The organism is Streptomyces sp. NPDC107581 (assembly GCF_055657175.1).
Map to the genome: position 1 here is coordinate 426,157 of NZ_JBVKBH010000003.1, position 14,889 is coordinate 441,045.

Below are 14,889 nucleotides of genomic sequence, written 5' to 3' on the forward strand. Positions count from 1 at the left end.
ATCAGCTCCAGCTGTGGCCGCAGGCCGTGCACACGTAGGAGATTCCGCCGTTGTCGCCGAGAACCTGGGCCACATGCGCGGAACCGCAGGAAGGGCAGCTGAGCCGGGTGGCCGTATCCCGTATCAACGCCGCACCGAGGAGGTGGCCGCCCTCCCCAAGGATGCTCGCAGGCATCGCTACTCCCTCCCGTCGGGCCGCGCCCCCTTCCGGCCGTTTGATTCTGCCACGGCCGGACCAATACGGTCAGCGACGCCTCAGTACCAGTCCGGACACAGCCCCCGCAGCGGCCGTTCCGGCCAGTGCCCGGGCGCAGGCCGAGAACGCCTCCGCAGAGGTATACGCCTCAGGGCCCCGAGTCACTCAAACCGGTTCGGGAGCAGTGTGCCGAAGGCCGCCGCCCCGGTCGGCCGGCCGAGCGGACCGACCGTCGCCGACGGCCCGCCGGCATCCACCGCGTCCTCGGGCCGGCCCTCGGACGTATACAGAAAATCCCGCCCCCCTGAGGGGACGGGATCTTCATCACCGGTCTTTGCCGACCCTGCAGAGAGTCGACCAGTGGAGCTAAGGAGAATTGAACTCCTGACCTCCTGCATGCCATGCAGGCGCTCTACCAACTGAGCTATAGCCCCTGGTGTTCTTCCCGCTCGGCGGGGCGAACAAGAAGAACTTTAGCCTGTGACCTGCCGGAAAGTGAAATCCGGGTCCCCGGCGGGAAACGACGGGCCCTTCGGCGGCTCAGTCGTCGTCGCCGAGGACGGGCTCCGGGAGGGTGCCCGCGTTGTGCTCCAGCAGACGCCAGCCGCGGGCGCCCTCGCCGAGCACGGACCAGCAGCAGTTGGAGAGGCCGCCGAGGCTCTCCCAGTGATGGGCGTCCAGACCGAGGAGGCGGCCGATGGTGGTGCGGATGGTGCCGCCGTGGCTGACCACCACGAGCGTGCCGTCCTCGGGCAGCTTCTCGGCGTGCCGCAGCACGACGGGAGCGGCTCGGTCGGCGACCTCGGTCTCCAGTTCGCCGCCTCCGCGGCGGACCGCCTCGCCGCGCTTCCAGGCGGCGTACTGCTCGCCGTGGCGGGCGATGATCTCCTCGTGGGTCAGCCCCTGCCAGACGCCCGCGTAGGTCTCCCGCAGGCCCTCTTCGCGGATGATGTCGAGACCGGTGAGGGCGGCCAGCTCGGCGGCCGTGTGCGCCGCCCGCCGCAGGTCCGAGGAGACGATCGCGTCGGGCCCCAGGGAGGCGAGCAGGCGCGCGGCGCGGCGGGCCTGGCCGATGCCGGTCTCGGTGAGTTCGACGTCCGTGGTGCCCTGGAAACGGCGCTCCACGTTCCACGAGGTCTGGCCGTGCCGCCACAGGATGATGCGGCGGCCCCGGCTCCGGTGATCGCTCACCTCACCGGTGGCGCTCATCACCACTCCCCGCCCGGCTCGTCGGCGTCCTCGACGGACTGCAGCTTGGCGTGCTCCTCGGCCTTGCCGCGGGTGGCCTTGGCATCGGCGGGCAGTTCGATCTCGGGGCAGTCCTTCCACAGCCGCTCCAGGGCGTAGAAGACCCGCTCCTCGCTGTGCTGGACGTGCACGACGATGTCGACGTAGTCGAGCAGGATCCAGCGCGAGTCGCGGTCGCCCTCGCGGCGTACCGGCTTGACGCCGAGGTCTTTCAGCAGGCGCTCCTCGATCTCGTCGACGATCGCCTTGACCTGGCGGTCGTTCGGCGCGGAGGCCAGCAGAAATGCGTCCGTGATCGACAGCACGTCGCTGACGTCGTAGGCGATGACGTCGTGGGCGAGCTTGTCGGCCGCTGCCTGCGCGGCGGTGGTGATGAGCTCAAGGGAACGGTCGGTGGCGGTCACTACATGGCTTTCCGTCAGGCGGTCACTGGACCTCAAGGGTCTCACGGACCGCCTGAGGCACCCCACGTGATTACCGCAGCACGTGGGGTGCCCGGCCCGCCGCCTCGGGGAGGCGGGCCGGTGGACGCCGTCGGGAGGCGGGTTCGTGGCCGCCGTCAGGAGGCGGGTTTGTAGTCCTGGCCGAGGACGACCGAGACGTCGGCCCCGGAGGAGACGTCGCCCTTGGCCACGGCGCCGGCCGGCAGGCCCAGGGTCTTGGCGACCTCGGCGGCGTTCGCCTTGGCCGCGGCCCCGGAGTAGAGCACCTGGGAGGTGGCCCGGGTGCCGGACGCGGAACCGCCCTCGAGGAAGGTGAAGCCGCCGTTGAGGAGCACCACGCGGGCCTTCTCCGTGTCGTCCTTCACACCGGTGGCGTTCTGGACGGAGACCCGGACCGCGGAGCCCGCGTCGGGGCTCTTGGCCGTGCCGCCGAGGATGTCCTTGACGACGCTGTCGCTGGTCTTAGCGCTCAGTGTGCCGTCGGATCCCACGGGCAGCAGGGCCGTCCTGTAGTCGCCGCCCTTGGCGAGGTCGGCGAGCTTGGCGAGGAAGGCGCCGAGGTCGCTGTCGGTCAGCGGCGGGTCGAGGATCTGCGCGAGGGTCTGCACGGTCGTCGTGGCGTCCGCGGCGTCGGAGGAGATCTTGCGCAGCACGCCCTGCAGGACCTGCCCGAACCGCTCCAGCTGGGCGTTCTGGGCCTCGCCGGCGGCGCGGTAGGTGGCGTAGGCGACGGCCATCTTGCCGCTGAGGTCCTGGTCCTTGCCCTGGTGGACGAGCGGGGAGGCGCCCTTCTTCTTGGCGTCCGGGTCGGGCACGTCGGCGTTGGTGTCGATGTCGATGTTGCCGACGAGGTCGACGAGGTTCTGCAGATACGGGGTGTCCAGGCGCCAGGTGCCCTGGATGTCGGTGCCGAGAACGGTGTCCAGCTGGTCGCGGGTGCCGGAGGCGCCGTCGTCGTCGACCGACTTGGCGAGGGTCGTGGTGGAGCCGTCGTCGTCGCTCAGCGCGAGGGAGTTGGGCAGCAGGACCGTCGTGCCCTGTTTGGTGGTGGTGTTGTCGACCAGCAGCGCCGTCGAGGTGCCGCCCTTGCCGGTGTTGTGCAGGTGGATGACGATGACGTCGCGCTTCTGGGCACCCACCGCCGTCGCCGTGCCGGTCCTGGAGCCGGAGGAGGACAGGCCGGGCAGCTTTCCTGCGTACCAGAGGTAGCCGACGCCGCCGACGGCGACGAGCGCGAGGACCACGAGCAGCGCGACGATCCGGGTGCGGGCGCGGCGGCGGGCCTCCTCGCGGCGCTCGGTGCGGTTCTCGGTGAACTTCAGCCAGTCGATGACGTCCTCGGAGTCGCCGTCCGGCTCCTCCACGAAGGCGAACTGCTCCGTGCGGTAGTCCGGTTCGCCCGGGGCCGGCTCCTCCTCGGGCTCCCGCGCGGACCGTGGCTCCTCGGCCGGGCCGGCCTGCTGCGGGATGTGGGCGGTCTGCTCGGCGACCCGCGGCTGCTGCCCGCTGGTGGCCGTCTGCCCGTAGGGGTCGTACGGCGCGGCCGCCCCGTGGGTGCCGGTGCCGTACGGGTCGTAGGGGGCCTGGGAGCCGTAGGAGTCGTACGGCGGTGCGGCGGGCGGCTGTTGACCGGTGTCGTACGGGTCGTAGGACGGCACGGTCTGCTGCCGGCCCGTGGCGTACGGGTCGTAGCCGTAGCCCTGCTGGGCGTACGGATCGTAGGTCTGCTGCTGCGGCGGCTGCTGGGCCGGGACCTGCCGGTAGACAGGCTGCCCGTACTCGTCGTAGCCGACGAGTTCGTACTGGTCGCTCCCGTACCCCGCGTCGTATCGGTCGTTCACCGGTAGCCCCTCTCGGCTCACTCGCCGCGGTACAGCTCGCGCTTGTCGATGTAGCGCACGACTCCGTCCGGCACCATGTACCAGATGGGATCGCCCTTGGCGACTCTCGCTCGGCAGTCCGTGGAGGAGATGGCGAGCGCGGGCACCTCGACGAGCGAGACGCCGCCTTCCGGCAGCCCGGGGTCGGTCAGGTGGTGGCCGGGGCGGGTGACGCCGATGAAATGCGCGAGGGAGAACAGTTCCTCCGAGTCCCGCCAGGTCAGCAGCTGGGCGAGGGCGTCGGCGCCGGTGATGAAGAAGAGGTCCGTGTCGGGGTTGAGGGCGCGCAGGTCGCGCAGGGTGTCCACGGTGTAGGTGGGCCCGCCGCGGTCGAGGTCGATGCGGCTGACGGAGAACTGCGGGTTCTCGGCGGTCGCGATGACCGTCATCAGATAGCGGTCCTCGGCCGGGGAGACCTTGCGGTGGGACTTCTGCCACGGCTGGCCGGTGGGCACGAACACCACCTCGTCCAGCTGGAACTGCGCGACGACCTCGCTGGCCGCCACGAGGTGTCCGTGGTGGATCGGGTCGAAGGTTCCGCCCATGACGCCGAGGCGGCGCTTGCCCAGGTGGGCGGGGCCTCCGCCCGGCCCGTACGCCGAGGTCTTCACCGTGCCGGCCGCCGGGTCGGCGGTGTGAGCGGCGTCGGCGGCGTGCACGGCCGCGTCGTTCGCCGGACCGGTAGGCATGTCCTGCTCTCCCATGCGTGCAGACCCTACCGGCCCGGTCTGAGGGCCCCGGCCGGGGACGGGGTCCGCGGTCAGCGGTCGCGGTTGAAGCGGGTGGTGATCCACAGGAGCAGCAGCAGGATGACGAGGGCGCTGCCGCCGGTGACGGCCGGGTTCAGGCTGTTGTGGTGGCCGCCGTGCTCCTCGCCCTCGGCGGCGAGGGTGACCAACTGGGCAGCGGCGCTGTGGAAGCTCATCTTCGGCAGGACCTATCGCGTGTGGGCGGGATAAAGACGTCGGCTCATCGTAAGCGGGCGGCCCGGCGCCGATCACGCCGACTCCGCCGTTGGGGCGGGCACGGGACGCGGACCGGCCGCCGACGGGGAACTTTCGCCGCCCGTCAGTCGTCCTTCTGCTTGTAGCCGCGCAGCAGGAACCATGCGGTCAGTGCGCAGCCAAGGATCATCACGATCAGGACGACCCGGAGCAGATTGCCCGCCCCGTGCTGCGGGACGGCGATCGTGGCGGCCTCGGTCAGCCAGGTGGCTGCGGGGTGTTGCTCCATGACGTGGACTCCTTCGGCTGTACTGCCCGTCCACGGTATCTCCGCCTAGGCTGGCCTCTGCCTCGGGGGCACAGTGGGCACTCATACGCATATGGGGGAAGACATGTCCGACGACGGCCACGAGCAGACCGGGCACGAGCGCGTGCCGAGCAGGCAGCGCAGGCGCTTCCCGGGGATCTCCTCGCGCGCTTACGAGCACCCGGCCGACCGGTCGGCCCTGGTGGCTCTGCGCAAGCTGAGCGGCTTCGACACGGTCTTCAAGACGCTGAGCGGGTTGCTTCCGGAGCGGAGCCTGAGGCTGCTGTTCCTGTCCGACTCGGTGCGGGTCTCGGAGCGGCAGTTCTCGCATCTGAACGACATGCTGCTGGACGCCTGCTACATCCTGGACCTGGAGAAGGTCCCGCCGATGTACGTCACGCAGGATCCGCAGCCGAACGCGATGTGCATCGGGCTGGACGAGCCGATCATCGTGGTCACCACGGGTCTGGTCGAGCTGCTCGACGAGGAGGAGATGCGGGCGGTCGTCGGGCACGAGGTGGGGCACGCCCTGTCCGGGCATTCGGTGTACCGCACGATCCTGCTCTTCCTGACGACCCTGGCACTGAAGGTCGCCTGGATTCCGCTGGGCAACCTCGCGATCATGGCGCTCGTCACGGCGCTGCGGGAGTGGTTCCGCAAGTCGGAGCTGTCGGCCGACCGGGCAGGGCTGCTGGTGGGACAGGATCTGCGGGCCTCGATGCGGGGGCTGATGAAGATCGCCGGCGGCAACCATCTGCACGAGATGAACGTGGACGCCTTCCTGGAGCAGGCCGAGGAGTACGACTCCGGGGGCGACCTGCGGGACTCCGTGCTGAAGATCCTGAATGTGCTGCCCCGTTCGCACCCCTTCACCACGGTCCGGGCGGCCGAGCTGAAGAAGTGGGCGGAGTCCCGGGACTTCCAGCGGATCATGGACGGGCACTACCCGCGGCGCAGCGAGGACAAGGACACCTCGGTCGGCGACTCCTTCCGTGAGTCCGCCGCGAGCTACGCCAGCGATGTGAAGAGCTCCAAGGACCCGCTGATGAAGCTGGTCACGGACATAGCGGGCGGCGCCGGCGACCTGGGCGGCCGGGTCCGCCGTGGCTTCAACGGCTTCACCAGTCAGGCTCCCCCGAAGGACGCGCCCCGGGACACTCCCCCGGACACGGAGCCCCGCGACGAGGAGTAGAGGCGCCATGCGGGCGGCAGCGGGCTGACGCGGTCGAAGCACCATCGGCCCGCACCGCCGGTCCGCACCACCGGCCCGCACCACCGGCCCGCACTACCGGCCCGCACCGCTCAGCCTGCACCACCGGCCCGCACCGCCCCGGTGAGGCCCACCGTGGCGGCCTGGGGCGTCCAGGAGGCGCCGAGGGTGCCCTTGGGGCGTCCGGCGGCGACCAGGCGGCGTCCGGGGCCACAGAGCACACGGCCTCCACCGGCGAACGGCACGGCACGCCCCGCACGCCCCGCACGCCCCGCACGCCCTCGCCCGGCCCGCACGGCACGCCCCGCACGCCCTCGCCCGGCCCGCACGGCCTCGCCTGGGCCGCACGGCCCCCAAACCGGTTGCCCGGCCTCTCACACCTTCGGCTGGGCCTCAGCGGCCAGCGTGCCGCACAGGGACGCCGCGCTGTCCGTAGCGAAGGGGTTGGTGCCCGCGGGGGCGCCGGTGCGGGCCGTCTGGCCGGCGAGGAGCGGGCGGAGGTAGGCGGTGGCGTCCTCGGCGCAGGACAGGGGGCCCGCCTGGGCGTAGGAGCCGGCCAGCTGGAGCTGGCCCACGCGCAGGTTGTCGCGGTCGAAGCGGAAGGTCAGCTCGCGGCGGACGGTGAACAGGGACACCGGGGCGCCGGCTGCGGCGCCGGCCGGGCGGAGCGCATAGACGAAGATCGTGTCGGAGCTGATCTCCAGCGTGGCCGCATCGGACTCGGCGGCCTGCAGGGTGCCCTGGACCCGGATCCTGTCGTCGGCCAGCCGGACGCGGGAGGGGTCCAGACGGACCACCCAGCCGGTGGGGCTGTGCCGGCCGTCCGCCGCCGGGTGGTCGAAACTCTGGTCGAACTGGTCGAGCTGGCCGGAGTCGAGCAGGGACCGGGCGAGGCGGACCTGGCGGCCGGCCAGCACATCGGGGTCGAGGGAGGAGCGGACGAGGTAGTTCCTGGCGCTGCTGAGGGCGGCCGTGACCTGGCTGTCGGAGAAGTGCGCGGTGCTGTGGGTGGCCGGCAGCGGAATCCCCGCGGCGCCCACCTCGAATTCGGCGGCGGGGCTGTGCTCGTACAGGAACTCGGCGTCCGCGGTACCGGGCACCTTTCCCTGTGGGGCCAGCGGGATGACGGTCATCCGCAGGGGCTCGGCGGAGCGCCGGGCCTGCGGAGAGCCGTAGGGGTGGCGGACGCCCATGTAGATCGCGGTGCCGAAGGCGACGGCGATCAGCACGGCGAGGATCATGAGCTGCCGGGTCAGCCCGCGGTGCAGCGGACGGCGGCGGCGGACGGCGGGCGCGTGGTCGGCCATGCGCTCCTGCGCGGAGTACTCCTGGAGGCGGGCAGCACGCACGAACGATTCGTCGAACACGACGGATCGGTACTCGTCCTCTGCACCGCCGGGGCCGCCCTCGGGTGTCCCCTCCGGTGGGTCTCCAGGCCCGCCCATACTTTCAGAGTAGGTCTCGCGGGCCTCGGGTAAACGCCCTGCTACGCGACAACTTCTGACAGGTTCTCACCAGAAGCGCGCCGGAGCGTTCAGGGCGTACGGGGGATCACGGAGATCGCCGGATGCGAATCGCCGGCGGACACCGAGGGCGCGGCGGCACTGCCCTGTTCCAGGCCCGTGGAGGCGGGGGCGGGCACCCGGTCGCGGGTGCCCGAGGAGGTGCCCCGGTAGACTGCGGCGAAGGCCAGCGCGACCATGCCGATCCCCATCACGAGGGCGAGCACCCAGGCGACGGGCCGGTGCCAGCGGACCTGCTTGCCGTAGGGTCCGAAGGGGCCGCGATGGTCGCTGAGGACGTAGGCGTCGTTCAGCTCGTCGTCGTCCCGATCTTGACCGAAATCGGTCCCCTCGGGGCCGTACCCGTCGTCGTAGCGCTCGCCTCTGGCGTGGGCGCGGCGGGCCTCTGCCTCGGAGGCCTCGGCTCTGGCCTGCGCGGCGGCCAGGAGGCGTTCCACCGCGGTCGGCTCGTGCACCACGGCCGCGCGTACGAAGGCCTCGTCGAAGACCACGGAGGCGAACTCATCGTCCGGCACCCCGTGGTCGTGGTCGTCGTCGGGCTCCCAGCCGTCAGGGAACGGCGTGCCCCCCACGTCCTCCGGCACGGATCCAGAGTAGACCTGGGGGGTCAATTTGGGCAGACGGTATGGAAATTCATCCGTCAGGTGAGACGCCTTTTCGGACGTGCCGGCCGCGGGCGGAGCGTTGGTCCGAACGGGTGGTTCAGCGGCGTACGTGCCCGTCACCGGTGACGATGTACTTCGTGCTGGTCAGCTCCGGCAGGCCCATCGGGCCGCGGGCGTGCAGCTTCTGGGTGGAGATGCCGATCTCGGCGCCGAAGCCGAACTGGCCGCCGTCGGTGAAGCGGGTGGAGGCGTTCACGGCGACGGTGGTGGAGTCGACCAGCTGGGTGAAGCGGCGGGCGGCCTGCTGGGAGGTGGTGACGATGGCCTCGGTGTGGCCGGAGGTCCACAGCCGGATGTGCTCGACGGCCCGGTCCAGCGAGTCGACGACCGCGGCGGCGATGTCGTAGGAGAGGTACTCGGTCTCCCAGTCCTCCGGGGTCGCCTCGACGACGGTGGCCTTGGAGTCCTTGGCGTAGGCGAGGACCCGCTCGTCGGCGTGGACGGTCACCCCGGCCTCGGCGAGGGCGTCGAGGGCGCGCGGCAGGAACTCGGGGGCGATGTCCTGGTGGACCAGGAGGGTCTCGGCGGCGTTGCAGACGCTGACCCGGTGGGCCTTGGAGTTGATCAGGATGTCGACGGCCATGTCGATGTCGGCCTGGGCGTCGACGTAGACGTGGCAGTTGCCGGTGCCGGTCTCGATGACGGGGACGGTGGATTCGCTGACCACGGTCTGGATCAGGGAGGCGCCGCCGCGCGGGATGAGGACGTCGACCAGGCCGCGGGCGCGCATCAGCTCGCGCACGGACTCGCGGCTCTCCCCCGGCACGAGCTGCACGGCGTCGGCGGGCAGTCCGGCACCGCCCACGGCGTCCCGGATCACCCGCACGAGGGCGGTGTTCGACTCGTACGCGGAGGCCGAGCCGCGCAGCAGGACCGCGTTTCCGGACTTCAGGCACAGGGCGGCGGCGTCCACCGTCACGTTGGGGCGGGCCTCGTAGATGATGCCGACCACGCCGAGCGGGACGCGGACCTGGCGCAGGTCGATGCCGTTGGGGAGGGTGGAGCCGCGGACGACCTCGCCGACCGGGTCGGGCAGCTTCACGACGTCGCGGACGTCGGAGGCGATGGCGCGGACCCGCTCGGGGGTGAGGGTGAGCCGGTCGACGATGGCCTCGCTGATGCCGCCCTCCCGGGCCTTGGCCACGTCCTTGGCGTTGGCCTCGACGATCTCGCCGGTCCGGACCTCCAGGGCGTCGGCGATGGCGAGCAGCGTGTCGTCCTTCACGGCGCGCGGGAGCGGCGCGAGGTCGGCGGCTGCGGCCTTGGCCCGGTAGGCGGCCTGGGTGACCGGGGACATCGAGTCGTACGGCGAAAGCGTGGTCATGGGGGAAGGGTAGTGCGCGGCGCGTGGCGGCTCAGCCGTCGTCCCACACCGCGAGACAGGGCAAAAGGGACGGACCTCTGCCGATCCGCGACCCCGCGCCTGCCCGGTCGGAGCGGCCCGGCCCGGTCAGAACGGATGCACCCCTACAGGGGTCGCGGGTGCGGGACCGTAGCCGTCGGCGATGCGCTGGTGGTAGGTCTCGCGGTCGATGACCTCCAGGCCGACGATCTCCCAGGGCGGCAGTCCGGCGCTCTGCCGGTGCTCGCCCCACAGGCGCAGCGCGACCGCGGCCGCGTCGTGCAGGTCGCGGGCCTCTTCCCAGTACCGGATCTCCGCGTGGTCGCTCGCGTATCTGCTGGTCAGCAGGAAGGGGTGGTCGTGGGCGAGCTGTTCCAGGGCGCGCCGCAGGTCCGGCAGCGCGACCTTCTGCCCGGAGACGCTGAGGGTGACGTGCCACAGGCGGGGCAGATCCCTGGGCTCCTCGTGGTCCTGGTAGGTGTCCCCGGCCGCGACGCTCGTCAGAGCACCGCGGGACGCCGCCCCAGGGCGCACTCGTCTCACGACGGCCTCCTTCACGCAATGCCCCTTGCCGGAACGTGTCCCTGCAACATGCCTCTGACTCAAAGTTGAGCAGGCCGCAGGGTTCCGCGTGGCGGTTTTACGGAACGTCCCCCACCGGGACACTCCATACGCCCCGATTTACCGGCAGTTCGACGGGAGTTACGAGTACAGGAGCACCAGGTCGTCCCTGTGTACGACCTCCCGTTCGTACGCCGGACCCAGCTCGCGCGCCAGCTCCCGGGTCGAACGCCCGATCAGCTGGGGGATCTCCTTGGCGTCGAAGTTGACGAGCCCGCGGGCCACCGCGCGTCCGGTGCCGTCGCGCAGCTCGACGGGGTCGCCGGCGCTGAACTCGCCCTCCACGGCGGCGATTCCGGCGGGCAGCAGCGAGGTGCGCCGCTCGACGACCGCGCGTACGGCGCCGTCGTCCAGGGTGAGGGAACCCTGCGGGGTGGAGGCGTGCTGGAGCCACAGCAGCCGGTCGGCGGAGCGCTTGCCGGTGGGGTGGAAGTAGGTTCCGGTGTCGCCGCCGGAGAGTGCCTCCGCCGCGTGGACGGCGCTCGTGAGCACCACCGGGATGCCCGCGGCGGCCGCGATCCGGGCGGCCTCGACCTTGGTGACCATGCCACCGGTGCCGACGCCGGCCTTGCCCGCACTGCCGATCTCGACCCCGGCGAGGTCCTCGGGCCCGCACACCTCCGCTATCCGTGAGGTGCCCGGCTTGCTCGGGTCGCCGTCGTAGACGCCGTCGATGTCGGAGAGGAGCACCAGCAGGTCGGCGTGGACGAGATGGGCGACGAGGGAGGCGAGACGGTCGTTGTCGCCGAAGCGGATCTCGTCGGTGGCGACGGTGTCGTTCTCGTTGACGATGGGGAAGGCGCCCATCGCGAGCAGCTTGTCGAGGGTGCGGGAGGCGTTGCGGTGGTGGGCGCGGCGGCTCATGTCGTCGCTGGTGAGCAGGACTTGGCCGACGCGGACGCCGTAGCGCGCGAAGGAGGCGGTGTAGCGGGCCACGAGCAGTCCCTGGCCGACGCTGGCGGCGGCCTGCTGACGGGCCAGGTCCTTGGGGCGGCGGCGCAGGCCCAGCGGGGCGAGGCCGGCGGCGATGGCGCCCGAGGAGACGAGGACGATCTCCCTCTCCCCGCCGCTGCGGATCTTGGCGAGTACGTCGACCAGCGCGTCGACGCGGTCGGCGTCCAGGCCGCCCGCGGCGGTGGTCAGCGACGAGGACCCCACCTTGACGACGATCCTGCGGGCCTCACCCACGGCCTGCCTTGCCCTTGCCACCTTGCCTGCCGTCCCCTCGCACACATCCGGCTGCCTGAGCGGCAATCTACGCGAAGTGGGCCGGGCGGTGCGCGCCGGTCCAGCCCCCGGACAGGCGCGGGGTAGTCGTTTGCTCACCGTTCGCGTACGGCAAAAAGGTTGTGTTGGTTGCTTATAGAAATTAAAACTGACACAAACATAAGTTGAAGTTTGTGTATCCCAACGTTCACAACGCGCAACGCATTCTGCTCAGATCCGGCAAAAGCCCCTACGACGTCCTGTCCGTGGAGGAGGCCCTCCACCGGGACGTCATCGCCACCAACTCGGGCAATCTGATCTTCAGCGATGCCGCGCACAAGATCCTCGAGACACCGGACACCGAGGTCGTCTCGAACGGCATCGGCACGGATGTGTCCGCGGCCGCCCGGATCAACGAGGAGTACGACGCCTTCGTCGTCCCGCTCGCCAACGCCTTCCGCCCGTCGTTCGAGGGCGGGCTGAAGCGGCTGACCAGGCTGATCGGCAAGCTGCGGATCCCCGTGGTGGTCCTGGGGGTCGGCGCGCAGACCGGGGTGGGTTACGACCCGGCGCGGCTCAGGCCCATGGAGCAGTCCGTGCGCGAGTTCTGCTCGGCCGTGCTGGACCGCAGCGCCTCGATCGGGGTGCGGGGAGAGTTCACCGAGCAGTACCTGAGGGACATGGGCTTCAGGGACGTGGAGGTCATCGGCTGCCCGTCGCTGTTCATGTACGGCCGCGACCTGGACGTGCGCAAGCGGGTGCCCGAGCTGACGGCCGCGTCCCGGATCGCGGTCAACGGTTCGCACAGCGCGGTGCAGAAGCAGGGCCTCGGCGGGATCATCACCCGTACCCACGAGCGCTATCCGAACCTGTGCTTCGTCGGCCAGAACCTCAGCGACGCACGGCAGCTGCACTGGCGGGACCTCACGGACCCGAACGCCCGGGTGACGGCGATGCCGACGCACCCGGACCACCCGATGTACCGGGAGGGCCGGGTGCGGGTGTACGTCGACCCGGTCACCTGGATCGACGACCTGCGCTCCGTCGACTTCTCCTTCGGCTCGCGCATCCACGGCAACATCGCGGCGCTGCTCGCGGGGACGCCCGCGACGGTGCTGTGCGGCGACTCGCGCACGCTGGAGCTGTGCCGCTACTTCGAGATCCCGCACCAGCGGCTGGACCAGGTCGTCAAGGACCCCGAGGCGGCGGACCCGGCGCGGCTGTACGAGCAGGCGGACCTCGGCGGGCTGACGGGCGGGCACGCCGAGCGCTTCGAGCGGTTCACCGCGTTCCTGGACAGGAACGGGCTGCGGAACACCTTCACGCACGGCGACGGCGGCGCGGCCTTCGAGGAGCGGATGCGGTCGCTGCCCTTCCCGCCGGGCGTGCGCCCGTGGAACGAGGCCGACCCGGCCTCACTCAGCAGCCGGTTCGGCTGGCTGCACACACGGGTCGGCGAGCTGACGCAGGACAACGCCCAGTTGAAGCGGGAGCTGGCACGGGCCAGGAAGGCCAAGGACGTGGTCCCGGCGCCCCCCGCCTCGGTCTACCGGCGCGCCCGCCGGGTCGTGGGCCGGCCACTGCGGCGGGCACTGCAGTCGGGCAAGGGCTAGACACCGGCCCCGTCGGCCCGCCCCCGCGAACGGACAAGGGGCGGGACCATCGGACCCGTGCCGCCCCCGCACCCCCGGCAGGGGCGGCGCACCGGCTCCGTCAGGCCGCCGCCGCCTTGACCTTCCGCGCCGACAGCATCCGCCGCGCCTTGCGCAGGGCCCGGCGCGGGAAGGAGGTGGCGGCGGCCTCGCGGTACCCCAGGAAGGCACGGGCCTCGCGGGGCTCGGCGAGATAGACGTGGTCGGGGACGCCCGCCTTCTTGGACCGGAAGTGCGGGTAGACGAGATAGACGCGGGTGCCGCGCTTCTCCAGGATGGCGGCGGCCTGCTTCTTCGCCTTGACGAACTTCACCACTTCCAGCAGCAGATCGGGCCGCTGCACGGCCACCAGGTGCAGCCGCAGCCGCTCGTGCACCTTGAGCCGGCAGGCAACCTCGGGCGTCCAGTAGGCGTCCATCAGCGGCTTGGCCAGCTCGAACTTGTGCCGGCGGACCTCTTCGCTGTCCGTGAGGAACTTGGGTCCGAACTGCGGCAGCAGGGTGATGAGGAAGGGCCGGACCATGAGGAGGTCACGCTTGGTGCCGGCCGGGACCATGTCCGCGATCAGCTTCATCAGGGCGCGCGCGGAGTCGAAGCGGAGCGTGTAGCTGCCGGTCTTCGTGACGTGCTTGCCGTCGTCGCGGCCGACCAGGTAGTAGCAGGGGTAGTCGGCGACGACGGAGACGCCGTCGGCCCGCAGATAGGCCTCCAGCGTGAACAGCGCGTCCTCGCCGGTCCACAGGGACTCGTCGAAGCGCATGCCGTGCTTCTCCAGCAGCGCACGGCGGAACAGCTTCTGGGCGCTGAGGGTGAACTTGATGTTGGAGGAGAAGACGTCGGTACGGTCCAGCGTCTTGCCCCACATCGACTTCGGCGGGGTGCGGTTGACGCCCTCGACCTTGCCGAGCACCACGTCGGTGCCGTTCTTGTCGCCCATGGCGACCATGCGCTCCAGGGCCTCGGGCCCGAGCCGGTCGTCGGCGTCGAGGAAGAAGACGTAGCGGCCGGCCGCCTTGCCGAGGCCGACGTTGCGCGGGCCGCTGGGGCCGCCGGAGTTCTCCTGGCGGATGACGGTGACCTGCATGGGGGCGCGAGCCGCGAACTCCTCCAGGTACTCCCCGCTGCCGTCCGTCGAACCGTCGTCGACCGCGATGACCTCCAGGCGAGCCGGATCGATGGTCTGCGCCTCGACGGATGCCAGGCACTCGACCAGGTACGGCATCGCTTCGTACGCCCCGATGATCACAGTCACATCAGGCTGCGTCACGACGGTCACGTTTCCCCCTAGTCAACAGAGCATTTACCCCGTATCGCCTCAATCGCAAGTTGTTAGACGGACGGCTCATGGAAGCGGTTGCCCTGCACAGGCCAATGAGTGGTACACGTCACACAATGTCGCGGCGGACCTGGGCCGCGGCGGATGTCGACCGACGTTACGCAGCGTTGGTAAGAGATTCTCAGTGTCTGCAGGCAGGACGGGTAAGAGCGCTCTCGGCAGGGACCTGAGCGAGGGTACGAAGCGGAAGAGGGCCGGCCCCCGGGAGCGATCCCGGGGGGTGGGTCTCCTCCCTTCGGGTTGGGTCTGTCCCGCTCCCCCCCTCCCCTTTCACCGCCGTTTCCCCCCACCTTCCCCGACACCCAATTGTTCACGT

16 protein-coding genes and 1 tRNA gene are annotated in these 14,889 nt (G+C 70.9%); 2 read left to right on the forward strand and 15 right to left on the reverse strand.

Features of this window, described 5'->3' with window-relative positions:
* Position 1 precedes the first annotated feature (1 nt).
* The 8 genes from ACZ7P3_RS08640 to ACZ7P3_RS08675 all read right to left on the reverse strand — a co-directional run bounded on the left by ACZ7P3_RS08640 (position 2) and on the right by ACZ7P3_RS08675 (position 5,000).
* A complete protein-coding gene (locus ACZ7P3_RS08640) occupies positions 2-175 on the reverse strand; it encodes a hypothetical protein (protein ID WP_472079961.1) in 174 nt (57 codons plus the stop codon).
* A gap of 382 nt (positions 176-557) precedes the next feature.
* Positions 558-630: transfer RNA gene (locus tag ACZ7P3_RS08645), tRNA-Ala, on the reverse strand.
* Between the two features lie 106 nt (positions 631-736).
* The gene (locus ACZ7P3_RS08650) at positions 737-1,405 is read right to left on the reverse strand and encodes a histidine phosphatase family protein (protein WP_472079962.1); all 669 of its coding nucleotides are present in this window, start codon (positions 1,403-1,405) and stop codon (positions 737-739) included.
* A complete protein-coding gene (rsfS, locus tag ACZ7P3_RS08655; protein ID WP_472079963.1) occupies positions 1,405-1,848 on the reverse strand; it encodes a ribosome silencing factor in 444 nt (147 codons plus the stop codon). Before rsfS ends, ACZ7P3_RS08650 begins: the two co-directional genes overlap by 1 nt.
* A 155-nt stretch (positions 1,849-2,003) precedes the next feature.
* Positions 2,004-3,728, reverse strand: coding sequence for an LCP family protein (locus ACZ7P3_RS08660; RefSeq protein ID WP_472079964.1), 1,725 nt, complete (start codon positions 3,726-3,728; stop codon positions 2,004-2,006).
* A 17-nt stretch (positions 3,729-3,745) separates the two neighbouring features.
* Positions 3,746-4,471, reverse strand: a complete 726-nt coding sequence (gene nadD / locus ACZ7P3_RS08665; RefSeq protein WP_472079965.1) for a nicotinate-nucleotide adenylyltransferase — start codon at positions 4,469-4,471, stop codon at positions 3,746-3,748.
* Positions 4,472-4,527: 56 nt separating this feature from the next.
* Entirely contained in the window at positions 4,528-4,692 is a 165-nt protein-coding gene (locus ACZ7P3_RS08670) for a hypothetical protein (protein WP_181925297.1), read from the reverse strand.
* 143 nt (positions 4,693-4,835) lie between these two features.
* Positions 4,836-5,000: a hypothetical protein gene (locus tag ACZ7P3_RS08675; RefSeq protein ID WP_472079966.1), complete on the reverse strand. Its 165-nt coding sequence runs from the start codon at positions 4,998-5,000 to the stop codon at positions 4,836-4,838.
* A gap of 103 nt (positions 5,001-5,103) precedes the next feature.
* On the opposite strand from ACZ7P3_RS08675, the gene ACZ7P3_RS08680 reads away from it, so the two are divergent.
* Positions 5,104-6,210: a M48 family metallopeptidase gene (locus ACZ7P3_RS08680; RefSeq protein ID WP_472079967.1), complete on the forward strand. Its 1,107-nt coding sequence runs from the start codon at positions 5,104-5,106 to the stop codon at positions 6,208-6,210.
* 110 nt (positions 6,211-6,320) lie between these two features.
* On the opposite strand, the gene ACZ7P3_RS08685 is transcribed toward ACZ7P3_RS08680, so the two are convergent.
* The 6 genes from ACZ7P3_RS08685 to proB all read right to left on the reverse strand — a co-directional run bounded on the left by ACZ7P3_RS08685 (position 6,321) and on the right by proB (position 11,567).
* Complete coding sequence (locus tag ACZ7P3_RS08685) at positions 6,321-6,449, reverse strand: hypothetical protein (RefSeq protein ID WP_472079968.1); 129 nt, start codon at positions 6,447-6,449, stop codon at positions 6,321-6,323.
* 153 nt (positions 6,450-6,602) lie between these two features.
* On the reverse strand, positions 6,603-7,673 hold the full coding sequence (locus ACZ7P3_RS08690; RefSeq protein ID WP_472079969.1) for an SCO2583 family membrane protein: 1,071 nt from the start codon (positions 7,671-7,673) through the stop codon (positions 6,603-6,605).
* Positions 7,674-7,762: 89 nt separating this feature from the next.
* Positions 7,763-8,335 carry an SCO2584 family spore wall biosynthesis protein gene (locus ACZ7P3_RS08695; protein ID WP_472079970.1) on the reverse strand — a complete coding sequence of 191 codons (573 nt, stop codon included), beginning with the start codon at positions 8,333-8,335 and terminating at the stop codon, positions 7,763-7,765.
* 118 nt (positions 8,336-8,453) lie between these two features.
* Positions 8,454-9,740: a glutamate-5-semialdehyde dehydrogenase gene (locus ACZ7P3_RS08700; RefSeq protein ID WP_472079971.1), complete on the reverse strand. Its 1,287-nt coding sequence runs from the start codon at positions 9,738-9,740 to the stop codon at positions 8,454-8,456.
* A gap of 126 nt (positions 9,741-9,866) precedes the next feature.
* A complete protein-coding gene (locus ACZ7P3_RS08705) occupies positions 9,867-10,301 on the reverse strand; it encodes a hypothetical protein (protein ID WP_472079972.1) in 435 nt (144 codons plus the stop codon).
* Positions 10,302-10,460: 159 nt separating this feature from the next.
* Positions 10,461-11,567, reverse strand: a complete 1,107-nt coding sequence (gene proB, locus ACZ7P3_RS08710) for a glutamate 5-kinase (protein ID WP_472079973.1) — start codon at positions 11,565-11,567, stop codon at positions 10,461-10,463.
* A 212-nt stretch (positions 11,568-11,779) separates the two neighbouring features.
* On the opposite strand from proB, the gene ACZ7P3_RS08715 reads away from it, so the two are divergent.
* Positions 11,780-13,198 (forward strand): polysaccharide pyruvyl transferase family protein, encoded by a 1,419-nt coding sequence (locus ACZ7P3_RS08715; protein ID WP_472079974.1) that lies wholly within the window; start codon positions 11,780-11,782, stop codon positions 13,196-13,198.
* 100 nt (positions 13,199-13,298) lie between these two features.
* Here the strand turns inward: ACZ7P3_RS08715 and ACZ7P3_RS08720 are convergent, their stop codons facing one another.
* Positions 13,299-14,459, reverse strand: a complete 1,161-nt coding sequence (locus tag ACZ7P3_RS08720) for a glycosyltransferase family 2 protein (RefSeq protein ID WP_472080315.1) — start codon at positions 14,457-14,459, stop codon at positions 13,299-13,301.
* Positions 14,460-14,889 lie beyond the last annotated feature (430 nt).

Coding starts and splice junctions, on each gene's coding strand:
- ACZ7P3_RS08640 (WP_472079961.1), bottom strand. CDS start 175: ATGCCTGCGAGCATCCTTGGGGAGGGCGGCCACCTCCTCGGTGCGGCG.
- ACZ7P3_RS08650 (WP_472079962.1), bottom strand. CDS start 1,405: ATGAGCGCCACCGGTGAGGTGAGCGATCACCGGAGCCGGGGCCGCCGC.
- nadD (WP_472079965.1), bottom strand. CDS start 4,471: ATGGGAGAGCAGGACATGCCTACCGGTCCGGCGAACGACGCGGCCGTG.
- ACZ7P3_RS08670 (WP_181925297.1), bottom strand. CDS start 4,692: ATGAGCTTCCACAGCGCCGCTGCCCAGTTGGTCACCCTCGCCGCCGAG.
- ACZ7P3_RS08675 (WP_472079966.1), bottom strand. CDS start 5,000: ATGGAGCAACACCCCGCAGCCACCTGGCTGACCGAGGCCGCCACGATC.
- ACZ7P3_RS08680 (WP_472079967.1), top strand. CDS start 5,104: ATGTCCGACGACGGCCACGAGCAGACCGGGCACGAGCGCGTGCCGAGC.
- ACZ7P3_RS08690 (WP_472079969.1), bottom strand. CDS start 7,673: ATGGGCGGGCCTGGAGACCCACCGGAGGGGACACCCGAGGGCGGCCCC.
- ACZ7P3_RS08700 (WP_472079971.1), bottom strand. CDS start 9,740: ATGACCACGCTTTCGCCGTACGACTCGATGTCCCCGGTCACCCAGGCC.
- ACZ7P3_RS08720 (WP_472080315.1), bottom strand. CDS start 14,459: ATGCCGTACCTGGTCGAGTGCCTGGCATCCGTCGAGGCGCAGACCATC.